Source organism: Streptomyces sp. P6-2-1, from assembly GCF_050613165.1.
Taxonomy (GTDB): Bacteria; Actinomycetota; Actinomycetes; order Streptomycetales; family Streptomycetaceae; genus Streptomyces.
Map to the genome: position 1 here is coordinate 1844988 of NZ_CP192513.1, position 21888 is coordinate 1866875.

General features: G+C 72.3%; 18 protein-coding genes and 1 pseudogene. 11 read left to right on the forward strand and 8 right to left on the reverse strand.

The window, feature by feature from the left end; translation table 11 throughout:
* The first annotated feature begins 387 nt into the window (after window positions 1-387).
* Complete coding sequence (locus tag ACQYWQ_RS08150) at window positions 388-4668, forward strand: discoidin domain-containing protein (RefSeq protein ID WP_431033301.1); 4281 nt, start codon at window positions 388-390, stop codon at window positions 4666-4668.
* Window positions 4669-4751: 83 nt separating this feature from the next.
* Here the strand turns inward: ACQYWQ_RS08150 and ACQYWQ_RS08155 are convergent, their stop codons facing one another.
* Both ACQYWQ_RS08155 and ACQYWQ_RS08160 read right to left on the reverse strand, forming a co-directional pair.
* Complete coding sequence (locus ACQYWQ_RS08155) at window positions 4752-5603, reverse strand: helix-turn-helix domain-containing protein (protein ID WP_431039109.1); 852 nt, start codon at window positions 5601-5603, stop codon at window positions 4752-4754.
* A gap of 15 nt (window positions 5604-5618) precedes the next feature.
* Entirely contained in the window at window positions 5619-6281 is a 663-nt protein-coding gene (locus ACQYWQ_RS08160; RefSeq protein WP_431033303.1) for a DUF6879 family protein, read from the reverse strand.
* A 601-nt stretch (window positions 6282-6882) separates the two neighbouring features.
* On the opposite strand from ACQYWQ_RS08160, the gene ACQYWQ_RS08165 reads away from it, so the two are divergent.
* Together ACQYWQ_RS08165 and ACQYWQ_RS08170 are read left to right on the forward strand one after the other, a co-directional pair.
* Window positions 6883-8139: a hypothetical protein gene (locus ACQYWQ_RS08165; RefSeq protein WP_431033305.1), complete on the forward strand. Its 1257-nt coding sequence runs from the start codon at window positions 6883-6885 to the stop codon at window positions 8137-8139.
* 152 nt (window positions 8140-8291) lie between these two features.
* A pseudogene (locus ACQYWQ_RS08170) lies at window positions 8292-8534 on the forward strand (CDP-glycerol glycerophosphotransferase family protein); the annotation flags it as partial.
* Window positions 8535-8558: 24 nt separating this feature from the next.
* Here the strand turns inward: ACQYWQ_RS08170 and ACQYWQ_RS08175 are convergent.
* Together ACQYWQ_RS08175 and ACQYWQ_RS08180 are read right to left on the reverse strand one after the other, a co-directional pair.
* Window positions 8559-9347, reverse strand: coding sequence for a pentapeptide repeat-containing protein (locus ACQYWQ_RS08175; RefSeq protein WP_431033307.1), 789 nt, complete (start codon window positions 9345-9347; stop codon window positions 8559-8561).
* 86 nt (window positions 9348-9433) lie between these two features.
* The gene (locus tag ACQYWQ_RS08180) at window positions 9434-10816 is read right to left on the reverse strand and encodes a glycine--tRNA ligase (RefSeq protein ID WP_431033309.1); all 1383 of its coding nucleotides are present in this window, start codon (window positions 10814-10816) and stop codon (window positions 9434-9436) included.
* A 244-nt stretch (window positions 10817-11060) separates the two neighbouring features.
* Between ACQYWQ_RS08180 and ACQYWQ_RS08185 the strand changes: the two genes are divergently transcribed.
* The 5 genes from ACQYWQ_RS08185 (at window position 11061) to ACQYWQ_RS08205 (ending at window position 15324) form a co-directional block, all read left to right on the forward strand.
* A complete protein-coding gene (locus ACQYWQ_RS08185; protein ID WP_431033312.1) occupies window positions 11061-12038 on the forward strand; it encodes a metal ABC transporter substrate-binding protein in 978 nt (325 codons plus the stop codon).
* 151 nt (window positions 12039-12189) lie between these two features.
* Window positions 12190-13050: a metal ABC transporter ATP-binding protein gene (locus ACQYWQ_RS08190; RefSeq protein WP_431033314.1), complete on the forward strand. Its 861-nt coding sequence runs from the start codon at window positions 12190-12192 to the stop codon at window positions 13048-13050.
* 25 nt (window positions 13051-13075) lie between these two features.
* On the forward strand, window positions 13076-14026 hold the full coding sequence (locus ACQYWQ_RS08195) for a metal ABC transporter permease (RefSeq protein ID WP_431033316.1): 951 nt from the start codon (window positions 13076-13078) through the stop codon (window positions 14024-14026).
* A gap of 11 nt (window positions 14027-14037) precedes the next feature.
* Entirely contained in the window at window positions 14038-14463 is a 426-nt protein-coding gene (locus ACQYWQ_RS08200) for a Fur family transcriptional regulator (protein ID WP_431033318.1), read from the forward strand.
* A gap of 87 nt (window positions 14464-14550) precedes the next feature.
* Entirely contained in the window at window positions 14551-15324 is a 774-nt protein-coding gene (locus tag ACQYWQ_RS08205) for a VOC family protein (RefSeq protein WP_431033320.1), read from the forward strand.
* 217 nt (window positions 15325-15541) lie between these two features.
* On the opposite strand, the gene ACQYWQ_RS08210 is transcribed toward ACQYWQ_RS08205, so the two are convergent.
* The 4 genes from ACQYWQ_RS08210 to ACQYWQ_RS08225 all read right to left on the reverse strand — a co-directional run bounded on the left by ACQYWQ_RS08210 (window position 15542) and on the right by ACQYWQ_RS08225 (window position 18258).
* Window positions 15542-16384 carry an isoprenyl transferase gene (locus tag ACQYWQ_RS08210; RefSeq protein ID WP_431033322.1) on the reverse strand — a complete coding sequence of 281 codons (843 nt, stop codon included), beginning with the start codon at window positions 16382-16384 and terminating at the stop codon, window positions 15542-15544.
* 66 nt (window positions 16385-16450) lie between these two features.
* Entirely contained in the window at window positions 16451-17200 is a 750-nt protein-coding gene (recO, locus tag ACQYWQ_RS08215) for a DNA repair protein RecO (RefSeq protein WP_431033324.1), read from the reverse strand.
* Window positions 17148-17630 carry a hypothetical protein gene (locus tag ACQYWQ_RS08220; protein WP_431033327.1) on the reverse strand — a complete coding sequence of 161 codons (483 nt, stop codon included), beginning with the start codon at window positions 17628-17630 and terminating at the stop codon, window positions 17148-17150. Before ACQYWQ_RS08220 ends, recO begins: the two co-directional genes overlap by 53 nt.
* 13 nt (window positions 17631-17643) lie before the next feature.
* Window positions 17644-18258 carry a TetR/AcrR family transcriptional regulator gene (locus ACQYWQ_RS08225; RefSeq protein WP_431033329.1) on the reverse strand — a complete coding sequence of 205 codons (615 nt, stop codon included), beginning with the start codon at window positions 18256-18258 and terminating at the stop codon, window positions 17644-17646.
* Between the two features lie 116 nt (window positions 18259-18374).
* Here ACQYWQ_RS08225 and ACQYWQ_RS08230 point away from each other — a divergent pair, with 116 nt between their 5' ends.
* The 3 genes from ACQYWQ_RS08230 (at window position 18375) to ACQYWQ_RS08240 (ending at window position 21884) form a co-directional block, all read left to right on the forward strand.
* Entirely contained in the window at window positions 18375-19286 is a 912-nt protein-coding gene (locus ACQYWQ_RS08230) for an aldo/keto reductase (RefSeq protein WP_431033331.1), read from the forward strand.
* Between the two features lie 184 nt (window positions 19287-19470).
* Window positions 19471-19914 (forward strand): effector-associated constant component EACC1, encoded by a 444-nt coding sequence (locus tag ACQYWQ_RS08235; protein ID WP_431033334.1) that lies wholly within the window; start codon window positions 19471-19473, stop codon window positions 19912-19914.
* A complete protein-coding gene (locus ACQYWQ_RS08240) occupies window positions 19911-21884 on the forward strand; it encodes a caspase, EACC1-associated type (protein WP_431033336.1) in 1974 nt (657 codons plus the stop codon). The genes ACQYWQ_RS08235 and ACQYWQ_RS08240 overlap by 4 nt, the downstream gene beginning before the upstream one ends.
* Window positions 21885-21888 lie beyond the last annotated feature (4 nt).

Consider the following 21888-nt stretch of genomic DNA (forward strand, 5'->3'; position numbering starts at 1 on the left):
GCGCGCCGGCCGCGCTTCCTGGTCATCAACTGCCGTGATTCCACAAGGGTTTCACGTGGTGTTAACAGCTTCGGAATCGTCGCCAGCGGGGCGTGAATTTGTCAATGCCGTGTGCAAAAGAACGGCCCAGGAGTGTTACCGACGGGGAGCGACCTCCGTACGCCCAGGCCCTCTTGACGACCGGTCAGGGAAAATTCTTCGTCCCGACCCGTAGACCGTCTTACAACTCTCTGCAATATTCCAATAATCGAGCGCAAGAACATGAGTTTGCGCGCTCGGGGGCCGCTGTTCCCTCCCTCGGGACCGGTGGCCGCCGCTCTGCCCCTGTTCCATGAGCCGCCCTCGCGCGCCCCCGCGTGCGAGGCCCCCGCAGAGAGGGACCCCCGCATGTCCAGATCCGCGTCCAGGCGCTGGAGACGCCGTACGGCTGCCGCCGTACTCGCCTCCGGCGTCATGGTGCTCGGGCTGCCCGCCCTCGGCGCCCAGGCGGCCGGAGGACCCGACGCCGCCGCGAACGCCACGACCAAGGCAGGCAGCACCTTCGGCAAGCACTCCGCGTCCGCCGTGACCGACGGCGACACCTCGACCTACTGGCAGGCCGGCAAGAAGTCGGCACAGTGGGTGCAGACCGACCTCGGCAAGGCCAAGCGCGTCAAGCAGGTCGTGCTGAAACTCCCCGCAGGGTGGGAGAGCCGCACGCAGACGCTCGCCCTCCAGGGCAGCGCGGACGGCACGAGCTGGGCGACGCTCAAGACCTCCGCCGAGTACGCCTTCGGCCCGGCCAACGGCAACACCGTCAAGGTCTCCGTGCCCGCGACGCTCGCCCGGTACGTACGGGCCGAGTTCAGCGGCAACTCGGTGACCGGGACCGGCCAGCTCGCCGAGATGCAGGTCCTCACGACCGCCGCCGCGAGCCCCAACCTCGCGCAGGGCAGGACCTTCACCGCATCGGGCCACTCCGACGTCTACGGCGCCGCCAACGCCGGCGACGGCAACCGGAACACCTACTGGGAGAGCGGGAACAACGCCTTCCCGCAGTGGGTGCAGGTCGACCTCGGCTCCTCCGTCAAGGTCAACCAGGTGACCCTGCGGCTGCCGAGCGGCTGGCCGAGCCGTTCGCAGACGCTGAAGATCCAGGGTTCGACGGACAACCAGAACTTCACCGACCTGTCCGCGTCGAAGGCGTACACCTTCGACGCGGGCAACGACCAGTCGGTGGACATCGCGTTCGACTCGACGACGACGCGATACGTACGGGTCCTCGTCACCGCCAACTCCGAGTGGCCGGCGGCCCAGTTCTCCGAGGTCGAGGTATACGGTCCCGCCACCGGCGACACGCAAGCGCCCACCGCCCCCTCGGGCCTCGCCTACACCGAGCCCGCCTCCGGGCAGATCAAGCTCGACTGGAAGGCCGCGAGCGACGACACCGGGGTCACCGGCTACGACATCTACGCCAACGGCCAGCTCCGCGCGAGCGTCGCGGGCAACGTCCTGACGTACACCGACACGCAGCCCGCGGCGACGGACGTCACGTACTACGTGCGCGCCAAGGACGCGGCGGGCAACGTCTCCGCGAACAGCGACAGCGTCACGCGCAAGGGACAGGGCGGCGACACCCAGGCCCCTACCGCGCCCGGCAACCTCGCCTGGACGCAGTCAGGTTCCGACGTGAAGCTCACGTGGCAGGCCGCGAGCGACAACGTCAAGGTCACCGGGTACGACGTCTACGCGAACGACAAGCTCGTCAAGACGGTCGCCGGTGACGTCCTCACGTACACCGACACGCCCTCGGCCGCCGCGACCGTCACGTACTACGTCAAGGCGAAGGACGCGGCGGGCAACGTCTCCACCGCGAGCAACAGCGTCACGCGCCCCGGCTCCACGAACGGCCCCGGCTCGAACCTGGCCCAGGGCAAGCCCATCGAGGCTTCGTCGAGCACCTTCACCTTCGTCGCCGCGAACGCCAACGACGGGCTCACCAGCACCTACTGGGAGAGCGCGGGCGGCTCGTACCCGGCGACGCTGACCACGAAGCTCGGCGCGAACGCCGACCTCAACGAGGTCGTCGTGAAGCTCAACCCCGACTCGTCCTGGTCCTCGCGCACCCAGAACATCCAGGTGCTCGGCCGCGACCAGGACGCCACCTCCTTCACGAGCCTCGCGGCCGCGAAGGACTACACCTTCGACCCGGGCAGCGGCAACACCGTCACCATCCCCGTGACCGGCTCCGCCGCCGACGTGCAGCTCAAGTTCACCAAGAACACGGGCGCCCCGGGCGCGCAGGTCGCCGAGTTCCAGGTCATCGGCGCCCCGGCGGCCAACCCCGACCTCCAGGTCACCGGGATCACCAACTCGCCCGCCGCGCCTGTCGAGTCGGACGCGATCAGCCTGAGCGCGACCGTCACCAACAGCGGCACGAAGGACGCCAAGGCGACCGACCTGGACTTCTCGCTCGGCGGGACCAAGGCGGGCACCGCGGACGTCCCCGCGCTCGCGGCCGGTGAGTCGAAGACGGTCACGGCGAGCATCGGCGCCCGGGACGCGGGCAGTTACCCGCTGAGCGCCGAGGTCGACCCGTCGAACAAGGTCATCGAGCAGAACGAGTCGAACAACACCTTCACGCGTGCCGACGCGCTCGTGGTCAAGCCGGTCGCCAGCTCCGACCTCGTCGCCTCGCCCGTCTCATGGTCGCCCTCCAGCGCCACCGCGGGGCAGAACGTCAACTTCAGCGTCGCGATCAAGAACCAGGGCACCGAGGCCTCTGCTTCGGGCGCCCACAACGTGACGCTGACGATCCAGGACGCCTCCGGCGACACCGTCAAGACGCTCACCGGCGCCTACAACGGCTCGATCGCCGCCGGGTCCACGACCTCAGCGGTGGACCTCGGCTCCTGGACGGCGGCGAACGGCAAGTTCACCGTCAAGACCGTCATCGCCGCCGACGCCAACGAGCTGCCGGTCAAGCGGGACAACAACACCACCGAGCAGGCGCTCTTCATCGGGCGCGGCGCGAACATGCCGTACGACATGTACGAGGCCGAGGACGGCACCGTCGGCGGCGGCGCGAAGGTCGTCGGCCCCAACCGCACCATCGGCGACCTCGCGGGGGAGGCGAGCGGCCGCAAGGCCGTGACCCTCAACAACACCGGTGAGTACGTCGAGTGGACGACGCGCGCGGCGACCAACACCCTCGTGACCCGCTTCTCGATCCCGGACGGCACCAACACCACCCTCAACGTGTACGTCGACGGCCAGTTCCTCAAGGCCATCGACCTCACCGCCAAGTACGCGTGGCTGTACGGCAACGAGACCGCGCCGGGCAACGACTCGGGCTCCGGGGCTCCGCGCCACATCTACGACGAGGCGAACCTCCAGCTCGGCAAGACCGTGCCGGCCGGTGCCAAGATCCGCCTCCAGAAGGACGCGGCGAACACCTCGAAGTACGCGATCGACTTCATCAACACCGAGCTGGCGACCGCGGCCGCCAACCCGGACCCGGCCGCGTACACCGTCCCCGCCGGCTTCTCGCACCAGGACGTGCAGAACGCGCTCGACAAGGTGCGCATGGACACGACGGGCACGCTCGTCGGCGTCTACCTGCCGGCCGGTGACTACGAGACGTCGAGCAAGTTCCAGGTCTACGGCAAGGCCGTCCAGGTCATCGGCGCCGGGCCCTGGTTCACCCGCTTCCACGCGCCCTCCTCGCAGGAGAACACCGACATCGGCTTCCGCGCCGAGGCGAGCGCCAAGGGCTCCTCGTTCGCCGGGTTCGCCTACTTCGGCAACTACACGTCCCGGATCGACGGCCCCGGCAAGGTGTTCGACTTCTCGAACGTCTCCGACATCACCATCGACAACATCTGGGTCGAGCACATGGTGTGCCTCTACTGGGGCGCGAACACCGACAACATGACCATCAAGAACTCCCGCATCCGTGACATGTTCGCCGACGGCATCAACATGACCAACGGATCGACCGACAACCACGTCGTCAACAACGACGCCCGGGCCACCGGCGACGACAGCTTCGCGCTGTTCTCGGCGATCGACGCGGGCGGGGCCGACGAGAAGAACAACGTCTACGAGAACCTGACCTCCACGCTCACCTGGCGTGCGGCGGGCCTCGCGGTCTACGGCGGCTACGACAACACCTTCCGCAACATCCGGATCGCCGACACCCTCGTGTACTCCGGGATCACGATCTCCTCGCTCGACTTCGGCTACCCGATGAACGGCTTCGGGACCGAGCCCACGACCGTCGAGAACGTGACGCTGGAACGCACCGGTGGCCACTTCTGGGGCTCGCAGGTCTTCCCGGCGATCTGGATGTTCTCCGCGTCGAAGGTCTTCCAGGGCATCCGGGTCAACAACGTCGACATCAGCGACTCGACGTACGGCGGCGTGATGTTCCAGACCAACTACGTGGGCGGACAGCCCGAGTTCCCGGTCAAGGACACGATCTTCACCGACATCAGCATCTCCGGATCGAAGAAGAGCGGCGACGAGTTCGACGCGAAGTCCGGCTGGGGCATCTGGGCCAACGAACTCCCCGAACCGGGCCAGGGCCCGGCTGTGGGCGAGGCGACCTTCAAGAACCTCAAGATGTCGGGCAACGCGCAGGACATCAGGAACACGACATCGACCTTCAAGATCAACATCGTTCCCTGAGTGATCAGGAACGCTCAGCGGCGGGGCCCGCTCTCCCTCGGGAGAGCGGGCCCCGCCCGCGTACGCACGGACCGGGCCCCCCGTCACCCCGCGTCGAGCGCGCGGCGGGCGGCGCGGATGAGGCGGTGGGCCTCGGGGCCGTGGACGGCGGACTCGCGGAGGGTCTGCCAGGTGCGCAGGTAGAGGGCGACGGTGTCGGCGTCGTCGAGCCAGAGTTCGGCGTGCCATGTCTCCGTGACGACCTGCTCGTCGCCGTAGATCCAGAAGCCGAGGCCGGGCGGCACCTTGAGCCGGGCCTTGACGGGTACGATCCCCAGCTCGACCGTGTCCATACCGACCACGCCCATGAGGCGTTCGAGCTGGGCCGCGAGAACCGAGGGCGGACAGACAAGGGAGCGCAGTACGGGCTCCCAGAGGATGATGTGGTAGCGCCTGCCTCCGCCGTACAGCAGCTCCTGACGCTTCATCCGGGCTCGCACGGCCGCGTCCACATCACGCGGGGACCTGTGCAGCGCCGCCGCCCCGCTCAGCATGGCGCGCGCGTAGTCGGGAGTCTGGAGCACCCCTACGATCCACGACGATTCCCAGGACCGGAGCACCCTCGCCCGCGTCTGCGCCTCGTTGTGCGCGTCCTGCACAGGCTTGTGGCCGCCTACGAGCTGTCTCCGCCACGAGCGGATGTGCGACTCGAACCCGGCCAGCCGGGAACGGAGTTCATCGGCTGCTCCGGCCTGCCCGCACGCCTGCGCCCACGCGTGCAGATCCTCCGGTGTCGCGGTCTGCTTCCCCAGCTCCAGCTTCGAGACCTTGGAGTTGGACCACCCGAGTCTGCGGGCCAGCGCGGTGCCGGTGAGCCGGCCGTCGGGGCAGGACAGACGAAGTTCCCGGAGCCGTGTCCCGAGCGCTTCGCGGGCCTGCTGGTAGTCGGTACTCACCGGCACATCCCTGCGTTACTCCTTCGCGGCCAGCTCCGCCACGAACTCCCTGAACGGCGTGGCGTAGTGCTGGGCCACGTCCCTGACGCGGTTGTACTGGTTGACACGGGCCGGCTCGGTGATCAACTCGGCTCCCGTCAGGACATCGTCGTCGTCGAACAGGCACAAAACAACGATGTGCGAGTCGAAGATCCAGAAGTCCTCGTCCGGCAGGTTGATGCGTTCGGCGTCCCCACGCCACATGTTGCGCACTTCCTCGCCCAGCGCAGCGTTGTGCTCCGCGTGCGCGAGAAGGTAGCGCTGCCCCTCCGTCGGCGGGTTGTCAACGATCCGGACGCGTCCCACATAGGCTCCGTCACGGGTCTTGGCGCTGATCGTGCGGGCCCAGGAGGAGTCCATGTTCCACGTGGGCGTCTCGCCACGCAGGAACTGGGCGTAGGTGCTCTCCTTCTGGTCGACCGCGTATCCCCGGCGCATCTCCAAGTGCCAGGCACTGTGCCGGAAGTTCTGGAACATCCCCGCGAACGTCTCCGGGGCGAGGATGCGGGGCTCGGTGTCGCGGTCCTTCGGACCGAAGTCGATCAACGTGTTGCGCGGCACCACGATCGGGACCTCGTCCTCGCCGAGGTGCTGGAGCTGCGCGAGGGTTTCCGGGTCGGTGAGACGCGGGCCGTGCACGATGACCTCACCCGTGTCGAGGTCCTCGTGTACGGCTGGGCACGAACCCCGCCGCTTCCCGTCCCGTTGAACCGCAGTCGTCGGGCCATCGCAGATCCTTTCGCCGAAGCTGACAGCCTCAGCCCTGCCCAGCTGTGACGGCTGCACCACGAACTCCGCCCACTTTCACGCGAAAAAGCGAGCCATATACACAAGCACCCGAGAAAAACTGGGAAAACAGCCTACGCCACCTCAACCTCGTTTCCCTAACGTCTCGTTCATGGAAGCGAACGACTGGTCCTGCGTCGGCCCGGACTCCCCCTCCGCGTCCCCGGGCTGAGCGCCGCCTTCGTCAAAGTCGCCGCCCTCGTCCTCGTACTGGGCTGGGAGGGCGGGTGGGGGCGGTTCCGGGCGGGGGAAGAGGTGCTGCTCCTCCGGAGGGGGCGCGAGAGCGGCTGAGGGCTCGGGCCCCGGCCCGTGGCGCCGCCTCCGGGCGGCTCGGGAGCCGGGCGCCCCCTGCGCGAGCGGTGCGTGAGGTCCCTGGTCAGGGGGTGGGGCCCGCCCTCTCTTGGCCCGTACCCGTAAGGGATGCTGTGGGGAAATCGTGGAAGGGGTGGGTGGAGTGCGTGGACGGCTCGCGGCGCGCTGGCTGATCGTTGTGGGGGTGGCGCTGTTCGCGCTGTCGGCCGTGCTGTACGCGGTGGCACCGGACGAGTCGCCTTCCCAGCAGGTGGAGTTGACCGTCTTCAGCGAGAAGAAGGACGGCGCCTGCGACGTCCGCTGGACGGACCCCTTCACGAACGAGTACCGCTCGGGCCACTACCGGTGCGACCCGGACCGCGACGCGAGCCTGAAGCCGCACGCGAAGGACGGCGTCAGCCCGTACGGCACGGACTACGCCTGGGTCTACGCCGGCAGCGGCCACAGGGGCGAACTCATTCCCCCCGACGACCTCCTGGAGGGCGGCCCGCTCACCGACGCGAGCGACAAGGTGCTGCTCGTCTCCCTCGCTGTGACCCTCACCGGTCTCGTCTGGGCCGCGGTGAACGCGGCGCGGCGGCTGAGCCAGCGCACGCTGCGCCGCGCACGGGACCTGGCGACCGCCGCCGCACGGCTGCTCGCCGACCACGAACGCGCGACGGCCGCCGTCCGCACGGCCTGGGCCCCGCTGCACGAGGAGGCCGTACGGGCCGTGCTCCGCTCCGTACCCGCACAGAGCTTCCCGCACGCCGAGGCGCTGCACGCCGCAGGGCTCCTCTCCGCCGACGACGTACGGGAGGCGGTCGCGCGGACGCCCGGGGGGCTCGCCGGGCTCGACCCGGCGGCGGGCGCCGAGGTGCTCACCGCGCTCGCCCCGGTCACCGCGCGGGCCTGCGCGCGGGCGGTGGTACGGCTGGAGGGGGACCGCCCCGGCGCGGAGCCGGCCGCTCTGCTCGGCGCCCTGCGGGTGCTGGTCGCGGCGGGCCCGAAGGCGGGCGGCGCGGTCGCCTGGGCCGCCGACGTGGCGGCGCGGCTCACCCCGGACGTCTTCGCGACCGTGACGGCCGCGCCCGGAGGCGTGGACCCGCGGACGCGGTCGGCGGCGAAGCGCCACCTCCGGGAGGTCCTCGCCACGGTGGACGGCAACGCCCTCCACGTCTTCACGCACACCTCGGCGGACCTCGTACGCGGCACCGTCCCCGCCGGCCCGGCCGATCGGCACGCTCTCGCGGCACGCCCTTCGGCGTACTACGCCGTACTGGACGAGGTGACCCGCCCGGCGAAGGCGGCCTGCGCCCACGGCGCGCCCCCCGCGCTCCAGGACCTCCGCCCCCGGGTGTCGCTCCTCAAGGTCCCCCGCCCGAAGAAGCGCGACCCTGAAGAAACGATGATCGGCTGATCAGGTGCCGTCGCACGGCAGGGCTGGCGCCCGAGGTGCGCGGGGGTGTGGGTCGTCCGCGAGGCGGACATCACCCGCGCCCCCGAGGTCGGCAGCGCGCTGAGCTTCCCCAACCTCCTCGCCCGCGTGGACCGCTGGGACCTGTCCCTCGCGCCGAGGCCCACGCCCTCCGCGCCGCCTTCCGCCGGCGCTTCTGCCCCTACGACGACGGGCACGCGGCCGAACGCGTCGTGCGCAGGCTCTTCCTCGGCGAGGAGCGGGTCCCCGCTCCTCTCCCCCTCGCCGCACGCACCCCGGCCCCGGCGGCCCACGCGGGCGGCGCGCTGCCCGGTGCGCCCACGGTGGCGCGGCCGCGCGAGGAGCAGGAGGTGCGGGCCGGGGAGCACGGGGCCTGAAGGGCGGCCGCGTGTCCGGGTTCCTCAGGCTCCGGCGGGGCTGAGCCGCGTGGCGAGGTCCGTGCGGGCCGCCTTCAGCTGTCCGGGCAGCAGGAAGAGCGCGCCCCGCACGTCCGCCCCCCGCAGGTCCGCTCCCCTGAAGTCCGCTCCCGTGACGTCCGCTCCGCGGAGGTCGGCCCCGCGGAGGTCCGCGCCGATCAGGAGGGCTCCCCGCAGGCTGGCCGCGCGGAGGTCCGCTCCGCGAAGGCGGGCGCCCAGGAGGGCGGCGCCGCGGTGGTCGGGGCGGGGCCCTGGGAGGGTCGCGCGGACGGCCTCGCTCACGCGGGTCAGGGCCGGGTTGGCGCGGGCGCGTTCGGCCGCCACGTCGACGGCGGCGAGCGCGTCGGGGGTGGAGGTGGTCAGGGCTGCCACGCGCGCGCGGGCCGCCTCCGTGTCCTCGTGCAGGCTCTTCGGGGCGCGCTCGGCCGCCTCCGTCAGGTAGCGGAGGAGTTCGTGGAGGTGGAGGAGGACCGGGAAGGCGCGGAACATGGGGGCGCGCAGGGCGGGTTCGGTGCGCCAGTCGCGGCCGCCGAAGGTGTGCTGCGTGAGGTGCTGGCCCGCGCCGTGGCAGTCGAAGACCGTGCAGCCGGTCCAGCCCGAGGGACGCAGGTGCTCGTGGATCTCGCAGCGGAAGTCGGCGGCGAGGTGCGTGCACGGGGTACCGGCCGGTTTGCTCGCGGCGAAGTCAGCCGACTTCGCGAACGGGAGCGCGACGCAGCACAGCCCCGCGCAGGAGCCGCAGTCGGGGGTCAGGGGCGGGGGTTCGCCGGGCACGGGCTGCCTTCCGGAGGGCGTACGAACGACGGCGGGCCGCGCCTCTCCCGTACGCGGGGGGAGAGGCGCGGCCCTGACCGCGGGGCTCAGCAGCCGATGAGGCGCGCCGCGAGGTAGCTCTCGATCTGGTCGAGCGAGACCCGCTCCTGCTTCATCGTGTCGCGCTCACGCACGGTGACCGCGTTGTCGTCGAGCGTGTCGAAGTCGACGGTGACGCAGAACGGCGTGCCGATCTCGTCCTGGCGGCGGTAGCGGCGGCCGATGGCGCCGGCGTCGTCGAAGTCGATGTTCCAGTGCTGACGGAGCGCGGCCGCGAGGCTCTTGGCCTTCGGCGAGAGGTCCGAGTTGCGCGAGAGCGGCAGGACGGCGGCCTTGACGGGGGCCAGGCGCGGGTCGAGGCGCATCACGACGCGCTTCTCCAGCTTGCCCTTCGCGTTGGGCGCCTCGTCCTCGGCGTACGCGTCGAGCATGAAGGCGAGCATCGTGCGGCCGACACCGGCCGCGGGCTCGATGACGTACGGCGTCCAGCGCTCGCCGGCCTCCTGGTCGAGGTAGGAGAGGTCCTGGCCGCTCGCCTTGGCGTGCGCGGAGAGGTCGTAGTCGGTGCGGTTCGCGACGCCCTCCAGCTCACCCCACTCGGAGCCGCCGAACTGGAAGCGGTACTCGATGTCCGCAGTGCGCTTGGAGTAGTGGGAGAGCTTCTCCTTCGGGTGCTCGTACCACCGCATGTTGTCCTCGCGCAGGCCGAGGCCGGTGTACCAGTTCCAGCGCTGCTCCATCCAGTACTCCTGCCACTTCTCGTCCTCGCCCGGCTTGACGAAGAACTCCATCTCCATCTGCTCGAACTCGCGGGTGCGGAAGATGAAGTTGCCGGGCGTGATCTCGTTGCGGAAGGACTTGCCCATCTGCGCGATGCCGAAGGGCGGCTTGCGACGCGAGGTCTGCTGGACCTGGCCGAAGTTGGTGAAGATGCCCTGGGCGGTCTCGGGGCGCAGGTACGCGACCGAGCCGGTGTCCTGGGTCGGGCCGAGGTGCGTCTCCAGGAGACCGGAGAACTGCTTGGGCTCGGTGAAGGTGCCCTTGTTGCCGCAGTTGGGGCAGTTGAGGTCGGCGAGGCCGCCCTGCGGGAGGTGGCCGTGCTTCGCCTCGTACGCCTCCTCCAGGTGGTCCGCGCGGAAGCGCTTGTGGCAGGAGGTGCACTCGGTGAGCGGGTCGCTGAAGGTCGCGACGTGGCCCGAGGCCACCCAGACCTCGGTCGCGAGGATGACGGAGGAGTCGAGGCCCACCACGTCGTCGCGCGAGGTGACCATGTAACGCCACCAGTTGCGCTTGATGTTCTCCTTCAGCTCGACACCCAGGGGCCCGTAGTCCCAGGCGGCGCGCTGGCCGCCGTAGATCTCACTGCTGGGGTAGACGAAGCCACGGCGCTTGCTCAGGCTGACGATGGTGTCGATCTTGTCGGCGGCCACGGTGCTCTCTTCATTACGACGACGAAGCGGTCTTCTGGGCCCGGCGACCCCGCCACTGCCCAGCGAATACCTCAGGTTACCGGCGGCCCCGTGCCCCGGATCAAATCGGTTCCCTCACTGGGGGTTCAGGCCCGGCGCGCGGGGGCGTCGGCGGGGGTGTCGGCGGGCCGGTCACGGAGCGCGCCCGGATGCCCACGATGCCCGTAATTGACAATCGTTTCCAATTTTGTTGAAAATGACTGTCATGAAGTCCAGCTCCCGTCGCCGCCCCCGCATATCCCTGCGCACCGCCGCGGCCCCTCTCGCCGCCCTCGTCGGTGTCGGCGCCCTCGCCGCCTGTTCCTCCACCGCCTCCGGTACGGGCGATGACGGGAAGCTCAGGATCACGTCCGCGTTCTACCCGCTCACGTACCTCGCCGAGGAGATCGGCGGGAGCCATGTGAGCGTGGACACCCTCACGAAGCCGGGGCAGGAGCCGCACGACCTGGAGATCAGCGCCAAGCAGACCGTCAAGGTCGAGGAATCCGGCGTCCTCCTCTACCTCAAGGGCCTCCAGCCCTCCGTGGACGACGTCGCCGCGCAGTCGAACGTACGGCACAAGCTCGACGTGGCCCAGCTCACGACGCTGGAGAAGCACGGCACGGAGGTCGGCGGGCACGCCGAGGAGCACGACCACGACCACGGCGGCGAGGCGGGCGAGGACCCCCACGTCTGGCTCGACCCGGTCCGCTACGCGCAGCTCGCGAAGGGCGTCGGCAAGGAGCTGGAGAAGGCCGACCCCGGCCACGCGGCCGCGTACGCGAAGAACACGCGGACCCTCGTCGGCAAGCTCGACGCGCTCGACACCGACTACCGCGAGGGCCTGAAGAACACGAAGACGAAGGTCTTCCTCACGACCCACGCCGCCTTCGGCTACCTCGCCGAGCGCTACGGCCTCACCGAGGAGGCCATCACGGGCCTCAACCCCGAGAGCGAGCCGAGCCTCGCCCGGATGAAGGACCTGCGCGAGATCGCGAAGGCCGACCACGTCACGACCGTCTTCTACGAGACGCTCGTCTCCGACCGCACCGCCAGGACCGTCGCGGGCGACTCGGGCCTCAGGACCGATGTGCTCGACCCGCTGGAGGGCATCACCGACACGTCGCGCGGCGACGACTACATCGAGGTCATGCACGCCAACCTCACGGCGCTCAGGAAGGCGCTGGGCGCCGAGGGCCCCTGAGCGGCCCGTACGGGCCCGGGCGCCCCTCCCGCGCGGTAGGGGCGCCCCGCGCGCCCGCCGCGGCCGCCCCACCCGCTCCCCGGCCCGCCACGCCCCGTAACCTCGCTCCGCCCCACCCCCGCACTCTCGACTTCGCCCAGGAGGCGCGCCCATGATTCCCGAACCCCGCGCAGGCGCGGACGACGACGCGGACGACGACAGGGAGCCCGACGGCGGGGAGACCGTGCTCGCGCTGCGCGAGGTCTCCGCGCGGCTCGGGCCGCGCCCCGTCCTGCACGGGATCGACGTGCGGGTGCGGCGCGGCGAGGTCGTCACGCTGCTCGGCGCCAACGGCTCGGGCAAGTCGACGGCCGTGCGGGTCGCGATCGGGCAGGTCCCCGTCACAGCGGGCGGCGTCGAGCTGTTCGGGACGCCGCTCAAGCGCTTCCGCGACTGGGCCCGCGTCGGGTACGTACCGCAGCGCACGACCGCGGCGGGAGGCGTCCCGGCGACCGTCTCCGAGGTCGTCGCATCGGGCCGCCTCTCGCGCGCGAAGCTCGGCTTCCTGGGGCGCGCCGACCGCGCGGCGATACGCGCGGCGCTCGAAGAGGTGGGGATGGCGGACCGCGCCAAGGACCCCGTCGAGGCGCTCTCCGGGGGCCAGCACCAGCGTGTGCTGATCGCCCGCGCGCTCGCCTCCGAGCCCGAACTGCTCCTCATGGACGAGCCGATGGCGGGCGTGGACCTGGAGAGCCAGCAGGTCCTGGCCCGTACGCTCGCGGCGCAGGTCGAGCGCGGCACGACCGTGCTCCTGGTGCTCCACGAACTGGGCCCGCTCGAACCGCTCATCGACCGCGCGGTCGTCCTGCGCGACGGCTGCGTGCGCCACGACGGCCCGCCGCCGGGCACGGGGGACAGCACTTCCCCGAGCTCTCCACTCCGTTCGAGCGGGGGGTACCCCCAGCCCGGCCACGACCACGTCCACCGGCACTGCGGCCCGGCCGAACCGGTCCGCAGCGGGCTGCTCGGCTGAGCGGCGAGGAAGGCACAGCGAACTCATGGACATGCTCCAGTCCGTCATCATGCAGCGCGCGCTGCTCGCGGCCGTGCTCGTCGGCATCACCGCGCCCGCCATCGGCATCTACCTCGTGCAGCGCCGCCAGGCCCTCATGGGCGACGGCATCGGGCACGTGGCCCTCACCGGCGTCGGCCTCGGCTTCCTGCTCTCGGCCTCGCCGCTGTGGACGGCCGCCGCCGTCTCGGTCGGCGGCGCGATCGTGATGGAACTCATCCGCTGGTACGGGCGCACGCGCGGCGACGTCGCGCTCGCGATGCTCTTCTACGGGGGCATGGCGGGCGGCGTCGTCCTCACGAACCTCGCCCCGGCCGGTTCGAACGCCAACCTCACCTCGTACCTGTTCGGTTCGCTCTCGACCGTCTCGCCGGGCGACATCGTCGCGGTGTGCGTGCTCGCCGCCTTCGTCGTGCTCGTCACCGTCGGGCTGCGGCGGCACCTCTTCGCCGTGAGCCAGGACGAGGAGTACGCGCGCGTGACCGGGCTGCCCGTACGGCTGCTCAACCTGCTCGTCGCCGTCACGGCGGCCGCGACCGTCACCGTCGCGATGCGGATCGTGGGGCTGCTCCTGGTGAGCGCGCTCATGGTGATCCCGGTCGCCGCGGCCCAGCAGCTCACGCGCAGCTTCGCCCTCACCTTCGCGGGCGCGGTCGCGATCGGTGTCGTCACGACGCTCGGCGGCACGACGCTCTCGTACTACCAGGACCTTCCGCCGGGCGGCACGATCGTGCTCCTCGCGATCGCCGTCTTCGTCGTGCTCTCGCTCCTCGCGACCCCGCTCGCGCGCCGCAAGGCCCGGGCGAAAGCGGTTGCCGATCCCGTCGCCCGCCCCCTGGAACCGGGCGCGGACGTGCGGGCGGCGGAACCCGTGGCGGGCGTCGGCGGCGGTCCCGGGACACCCGCACCTGGCACAATGACCAGCCAGCAGACGTGAGGAGGCAACCGGTGACCACCGCTGGACCCCCGGTACGGGGGCGTTCGACCCGGCAACGCGCCGCCGTGGCCTCGGCCCTGTCCGAGGTCGAGGAATTCCGCAGCGCGCAGGATCTGCACGACATGCTCAAGCACAGGGGCGACTCTGTCGGGCTCACCACCGTCTACCGCACGCTCCAGTCCCTCGCCGACGCGGGTGAGGTCGACGTCCTGCGCAACGCGGAGGGCGAGGCCGTCTACCGCAGGTGCGCCACGGAGGAGCACCACCACCACCTCGTGTGCCGCAGCTGCGGCAAGGCCGTCGAGGTCGAGGGCGCCGCGGTCGAGGAGTGGGCGGCGACGGTCGCGGCCCAGCACGGCTTCGTGGAGGTCGCCCACACGGTGGAGGTCTTCGGGACCTGCGGGGACTGCTGCACGGGGGAGAAAACCGGCCGTTAGCCCGCCTGTCGGGCGATTCACATGATTGAGACGCCCGGCGGGGGGTAGGCGGGGGACCACATGTGTCCGGTCACCCCGGAGGTCCCCGTGACAGACAGCGTCGCCACCCCTTTGACGAGCGCGCTCCCGCGCCCCGCCCGGGCCACCGCGCCCGTACGCTCCGGCGCGGGGTGGGCCGCCCTCCAGTCGCCCGCCCCCGAGCGGGCCCGCGCCTTCTACGCGAAGGTCCTCGGTCTCCGCTTCGAGCCGGGCGGTGGTCCAGGGGGCCTGTGGCGGGGGCTCGACGCGCACGGCGCCCAGGTCCTCGTGGTGGGCCGCGCCTACACGGGCACCGGCCCCGGCGTGTGGTCCCCGTGCCTGACCGTGCCCGATGTGCGCGCGGCCGCCGAGCGGGTGCGCGCGCTGTGCGGCACGGTCGCCGTGGGCCCGCTGCCGCTCGAAGGCGGCAGGGGCGTCCTCGCCGCCGACCGGCAGGGCCTCGGCATCACGCTGTGGGAGCCCGGCCCCGGCGCCCACGTCACCGAGGCGGTCCGCTACCGCCTGCACACCCCCGACCCCGCCGACGCGCTCGCCTTCCACACCCGCGTCCTCGGCGCGAAGGCCCACCCGTCCCCGCCCGACGCGACGCTCCTGCTGCGCGGCACCCGCCCGCTGCTCTCCGTGTCCCCGCTGCGCAAGGGCGCCAAGCGGCCCCGCCCGCGCTGGCAGCCGGACTTCCTCGCGGGCGACCTCGACCGCGCGGTGGCCGCCGCGCTCGCGGGCGGCGCGACGCTCCTCGTCGAGGACGCCCCGGCGGCCCGCGCGGGCCGCGCGGCACTGCGGGCGCCGGACGGCACGGTGTTCGGTCTCGTACGGGGGTGACAGCGGGCTGGGGGTGACAGCGGGCTGACGGGCGCGGGGCGTACGGGGCACGGAGCACCGCCCCGCGAAGGGCGGCCCCGCACGCCGTCGCCGCCCCGCCAAGGGCGGCCCCACACGCCGTCGCCGCCCCGCCAAGGGTGGCCCCACACGCCGTCGCCGCCCCGCCAAGGGCGCCCCGCGCCCCGCCTCCGTACCGCGCGGGCGGCCCCCCTCGCGCCTACGCGCGACCGCGCATGCCCGCTTCCATCGCGAGGAGCTGTTCGTTGGGGACCGCGCCGCCGAAGCGGCGGTCGCGCTTGGCGTACGCGACGCAGGCGCGCCACAGGTCGCGGCGGTCGAAGTCGGGCCACAGCACGTCCTGGTAGACCATCTCCGCGTAACTCGACTGCCAGAGCAGGAAGTTCGAGGTGCGCTGCTCCCCGCTGGGGCGCAGGAAGAGATCCACGTCCGGCATGTCCGGGTAGTAGAGGTAGTTCTGGAAGGTCTTCTCGCTCACCTTGGACGGGTCCAGGCGCCCGGCGGCGATGTCCTCGGCGAGGCGGCGCGCGGCGTCGGCGATCTCGGCGCGGCCGCCGTAGTTCACGCAGAAGTAGAGCGTGAGGGCGTCGTTGTCCTTGGTCTGCTCCTGGGCGATCTGCAACTCGTGGACGACCGACTTCCACAGCTTCGGCATCCGGCCGACCCAGCGGATGCGGATGCCGAGTTCGTCCATCTCGTCGCGGCGGCGCGCGATGACCTCACGGTTGAAGTTCATGAGGAAGCGGACCTCGTCGGGCGAGCGCTTCCAGTTCTCGGTGGAGAAGGCGTAGAGCGAGATGTTCTTGACGCCGAGTTCCAGACAGCCCTTCAAGGTGTCCATGACGACCGACTCGCCGACCTTGTGGCCCTCCGTACGGGGCAGTCCGCGCTCCTTCGCCCAGCGGCCGTTGCCGTCCATGACGACCGCGACGTGCCCGGGGATCAGCTCGGAGGGGAGCTTCGGCGGGACCGCGCCGGAGGGGTGCGGATCGGGGGTCCGGTACTCGCGGCGCTGGCGTCCGAGAATCCCGCGTACTGCCATGTGTGCTCTCTCCGCATCTTGAACGACGGTGGTGCCGTGCGGGCCGCTGCTGCCGTCCTGCGGCCATTACTGCTTCTCGACGTAGCGCAGCGAGCGCAGCCCGCGCTCCAGGTGCCAGGAGAGGTAGGCGGAGACGAGTCCGCTGCCCTCCCTCGCGTGCCGTGCCTCACAGGCATCGGCGGTGGCCCAGTCCCCGGTCAGCAGCGCGCCGAGCAGGATCAGGGTCTCCGAGGAGGGTACGACGCTACCGGGCACCCGGCAGTCGCCGCAGACCGCTCCCCCCGAGGAGACGGAGAAGAAACGGTTGGGTCCTGGCAGTCCGCAGCGGGCGCAGTCGGCGAAGCTCGGGGCGTAGCCGTTGACGGCGAGGGAGCGGAGCAGGAAGGCGTCCATGACGAGGGAGGGGGCGTGGCTGCCCTCGGCGAGGGTGCGGAGGCCGCCGACGAGGAGCAGGTACTGCTGCACAGCGGGCTCGCCCTCGTTCGCCGTGAAGCGCTCGGCGGTCTCCAGCATCGCGGTGCCCGCGGTGTAGCGGCCGTAGTCGGTGACGATGTGGCGGCCGTACGGGGCGATCGTCTCGCTCTGCGTGCACAGCGGCAGGCCGCGTCCGACCAGCTCGCTGCCGCGCGCGAAGAACTGCACGTCGACGTGCGAGAACGGCTCCAGGCGCGCCCCGAACTTCGACTTCGTGCGCCGCACCCCGCGCGCCACGGCCCGCACCCGGCCCTGCCCGCGCGTGAGGAGCGTGATGATCCGGTCCGCTTCACCGAGCTTCTGGGTGCGGAGGACGACTCCGTCGTCGCGGAACAGGCTCATGAGACCCATTGTCGCGCACACGCCTCCGCCGCCTCCGCGGAGCCCCGGGCCGGTGGGCTCGCGCGAGGGGGTACGCGGTCGCGAGGACGAAGGCCCCGAAGAGCAGCAGCGGAGCCATTCCCGGCAGGGTGCGCGCCGGTGCCGCCGCGATGTCGCCCGCGTTCGCCGTCAGGTTGGCCGCGAGGTCCAGCGTCATGACCAGGCCCCCTGCCGCCACCCCTGCCACCGGGGCCCGCAACAGCAGGAGCAGGACGAGCGGGTCCAGGACGACGAGGGCCAGGAACAGGGCGCGGACCGGCGCGTACGGGAAGTCGTCGTACGCGCCGGGTCCGCCCCGTACCAGATCCGCCACGTGCGACGCCGTCCCCTCGGCGAAGCCCACCGCGTACACCGCGAGGCACCAGCCCCGCGCACTCCCCCAGCGCCTCATGCCCCGACCGTAGCTACTCGCGCGGGCGGAGCGCGTCGACCAGGAGGTCGAGCAGGCGCGGGGTCTGTTCGCCGTGGGGGCCGGCCGAGAGGAAGACGCCCAGGAGGAGGGCCGTCACGTCGTCCGGGCGGACGTCCGCGCGCAGGACGCCCGCCCTCGCGCCCGCTTCGACGAGGATGCCGACCGCCTCGGTGACCCGGGCGCGGGTCGTGGAGGGGGTGAGCCTGCCCGCGTCGAAGGCGGAACGCAGCGCGCCGGCCATGCCGCGCTTGGCGGCGACGAAGTCCCCGTACCGCCCGCACCAGGCCCGCAGCGCCCGCTCGGGCGGCTCGCTCGCGACGAGTTCCGCGGCCGCGGCGACGATCGCGTCGAGTTCGGCCGCGTACACCGCCTCGACGAGCGCCTCGCGGTCGGGGAAGTTCCGGTACAGCGTGCCGATGCCGACGCCCGCGGCCTTGGCGATGCCTTCGAGGCTCGCCTCGGGGCCGCCCTCGCTGGCGACGGCGTAGGCGTCGCGCGCCGCGGCGACGAGCTTCTCGCGGTTGCGGAGGGCGTCGGCGCGCGGGGCACGGGGGGTGCCGGGGGCGGCTCCGGGCGCGGCGGCGCGGGACGAGGGGACGGCGGCCAAAGCGGAGGCACCTCCGGTAAGAGTGCTACGGTCGGTCGGGAGAGCGGAGGAACCTCCGCTTCACTTCATGGTCCCACGTCCGCCGTCTCCGCACCCACCCGCAGGAGGACCCCCCCATGACCCCGCACTCCCCCACCCCCGGCGGCACCGCCCCGCTCGGCACCCGCACCGTCGCCAGGGTCGGCTACGGCGCGATGCAGCTCGAACGGCTCCGCGCCGACCGCCCCGCCGCCGTCGCCCTGCTGCGCCGCGCCCGCGAGCTGGGCGTGAACCACGTCGACACCGCGCAGTTCTACGGCTTCGGCTTCGTCAACGAGGTGATCCGCGAGGCGTTCGGCGACTCCGGCGACGTCGTGGTCGTGAGCAAGGTCGGCGCCGCCCCCGATCCCGACGGGCCGCTCCCGCTCCGTCTCGCGCAGCGCCCCGAGGAGCTGCGCGCGAGCGTGGAGGACAACCTGCGCACGCTCGGCCGCGAGCGCATCGACGTCGTCAACCTGCGCCGCGCCGACACGGGCCCAGGACTGCGCGCCGAGGGCGAGCAGATCGTGCCGCTCGACGACCAGCTCGCGGTCATGACCGCGCTGCGCGACGAGGGCAAGATCGGCGCGCTCGGCATGAGCAGCGTGACGGCCGGGGTCCTGCGGCAGGCGCTGCCCGCGGGGATCGTGTGCGTGCAGAACGCCTACAGCCTGGTCGGCAGGGACGACGAGGACGTCCTCGGGGTGTGCGCGGCCGAAGGCATCGCGTGGGTCCCGTACTTCCCGCTCGGCGGCGCCTTCCCCGGCCTTCCGAAGGTCTCCGACGAGGCGGTCGCGGTACGGATCGCGGACGGCCTCGGCGCCACGGTCGCGCAGGTCGGTCTCGCCTGGCTCCTGCACCACTACCCGGACACGCTGCTCATCCCCGGCACCGCGAGCGTCGCGCACCTGGAGGAGAACACGGCGGCGGGTTCCCTCGTGCTCGACGCGGCGGCGCTGAGGGCGCTCGACGCGGTTCGGTCGCGGAGTTCGGACGTACGGATCGGCTGAGCGGCGGAGCGGCGAGGGCCGTACGCGGCGTGCGCGCCGTACGGCCCTCGCCGGTGTCCACGAAGTACCGTGCGCGCGCGGGGAGTTCATCCCGGGCCGCCCAGCACCTATCGTTTCCCTGCGCGTCACGAAGGCACACGACGGCGCACGGGGACACGACGGACGCGGCGGACACGGGGGACGTGTGGGCGAGTTCAGGTTCGAGACGGCGGGCGGGGCGGGCGGCGACGGCGCGGGCGAGGAGGAACTGCGCGCGCTGTACGACTGGTTGCGCGCGGACCGGGCGCTGCGCGGCGGGGCGCGGTTCACGCCCGTACGCGGGGCGGAGCCGGGCCGGATGGGCCCGGGCCTGGAGGCGGTGCTCGCGCTGATCTCGACCGGACTCGCCTTCCCGCAGCTGCTGCTGTCCGTCGACGCGTGGCGGCAGTCGCGGCGCGAGGCCCGCCCGCGGATCGTCGTCATCGGCCCGGACGCGGACCAGGTCGCCGCACTGCGCCAGGCGCTGGGACTCCCCGAAGCGGACCCGGCCGAGGAACGGTCCGCCGGGGAGCCGCCCAGCGGGGAGCCGCCCGCCGGGGAGCCGCCCGCCGGAGAACCCCCCGCCGAGCCCTCGCGGGAGCGGTCGTGAGCCAGGAGGCGGGCGGGCCCGCCGCTCCCGGCGACCGCATCGACCCGGCCCGCTCCGTGTGCGTCCTCATCGGCGTCGACGACTACACGCACCTCGACCCGCTGCGCAGTGTCCGCCACAACCTCGCCGGGCTGCGCGCCGCGCTCACCGACCCGGAGATCTGGGGCATCGCCGACGACCGCGTCGTGGTCGTCGGCAACCCTCGCGACGCCGCCGCGCTCACCGGCCCCGTCCGCGAGGCCGCCGAGCGCGCCGAGGACACGCTCCTCGTGTACTACGCGGGCCACGGCCTCGTCGACCGGCACGAACGCCAACTGCACCTGACCCTCCCGCACTCCGAGGAGGACCGCCCCGAGACCTGCGTGCGCTCCGCCGACGTGCGCCGCGCGATCCGCGACCAGGGCGCGGCCAGGCGCAGGGTCCTGCTCATCGACTGCTGCTTCAGCGGCCAGGTCGTCACCGAGATGACCCCCTCGGACCCCGGCGGCCAGGGCAGCGCGGCCGCGGTGCGCACGCTGAAGGGCGTCGAGGGCGCGTACGTGATGACGTCGGCGGCCCGCGACCGCCCGGCGCACGCCCCCGACCCCAAACGCCCCACGGTCTTCACCGGGGCGCTCGTCGACGTGCTGCGCGCCGGGGTGCCCGACGGCCCGGGGCTGCTCTCGCTGCACGACGTCTTCCTCGCCGTACGGGCCCGGATCGCCTCGCTGCGCCCCGAGGTGCCGCAGGAGCCGCAGGACCAGTCGTCGAACGGCGTGGGCGACCTGCCCTTCGTCCGCAACAGGGCCGTCCTGCCCGCGCTCTCGCCGCCCCCGCCCGCCGCGCCCGGGCCCGCGCGCCGCCGCCTGCTCGGGTGCGCGGCGGCCGCGCTCGCCGTGGGGCTCCTCGCGGGCTTCGGGCTGCGCCCGCTCGTCGCCGAGGGCTGGGACCGGCTCTTCCCCGCGGCGCCGCAGGGCCGCTGCTCCGCGGGGGCGAGCCTCCTCGACCACTCCGACGCGCTCGACAAGAAACAGGACAACTACGAGCCCGTGCAGGGGCTTTCGGCACTCGGCCTGCGCGGGACCGAGGGCGCCGACACGGCGATCGCCGTCGCGGACAACGAGCCGGGACGCTATTTCACGCTCCGGCTCGGCGCGGCGGACGCGCTCGACGTCGAGGTGCGCGGCGCGCGCACGCTGACCAGGGCGGACGGCGGCGCCTTCCCCTCCTGGTACGACGCCGAGGGCCTCGCGATCGAGAAGGGCGGCAGGACCATGCTCATCTCCTCCGAGGCCGATCCCTCGATCCGCCGCTTCGACATCGCGACAGGACGGCAGATCGGCGAGGACTTCCCGATCCCGAAGCCGCTGCGCTACTGGCCCGAGGGCAGCGCCCAGATGGGCCGCAGCATCGAATCGCTCACGCTCTCGCCCGACGGCCGCTACCTGTACGCGGGCTGGGAGGCGCCGCTCGCCTCGGACGGCGACACGCGCGGGCGCGGACTGCTGCGCATCCAGCGCTACCGGGGCACGCCGGGCGGCACGTACACGCCGGACCGGCAGTACGCGTACATGGCGAGCGACGGGCTGAGCCTCGTGGACCTCGCGGCCGTCGACGAGCACCGCCTGCTCGCCCTGGAGCGGCAGTACACGGCGGGGCTCGGCAACGCGATCAAGGTCGTGCGGATCGATCTGCGCGGGGCGGGCGACGTGACGGGCAGGAAGTCCCTCTTCCGGCTGCCCTCGGAGTCCTTCGTGCGCGGCTCGGTCCTCTTCGACCTCGCCGCGTGCCCCTCGGGCGGCCCCGGCCAGGTCGCCCGCCCGGCGGGCAAGGTGGGCAACGCGCTCGTCGACAACGTCGAGGGCATGGCCCTGGGCGAGCCCTGGACCAGCGGCCCGCACCGGGGCAGCCGCCCGCTCTATTTGCTCTCGGACGACAACGGCAGCCAGCAGCAGGTGACACGCGTGTACGGGCTCGCGGTCGAGGTCTGACACC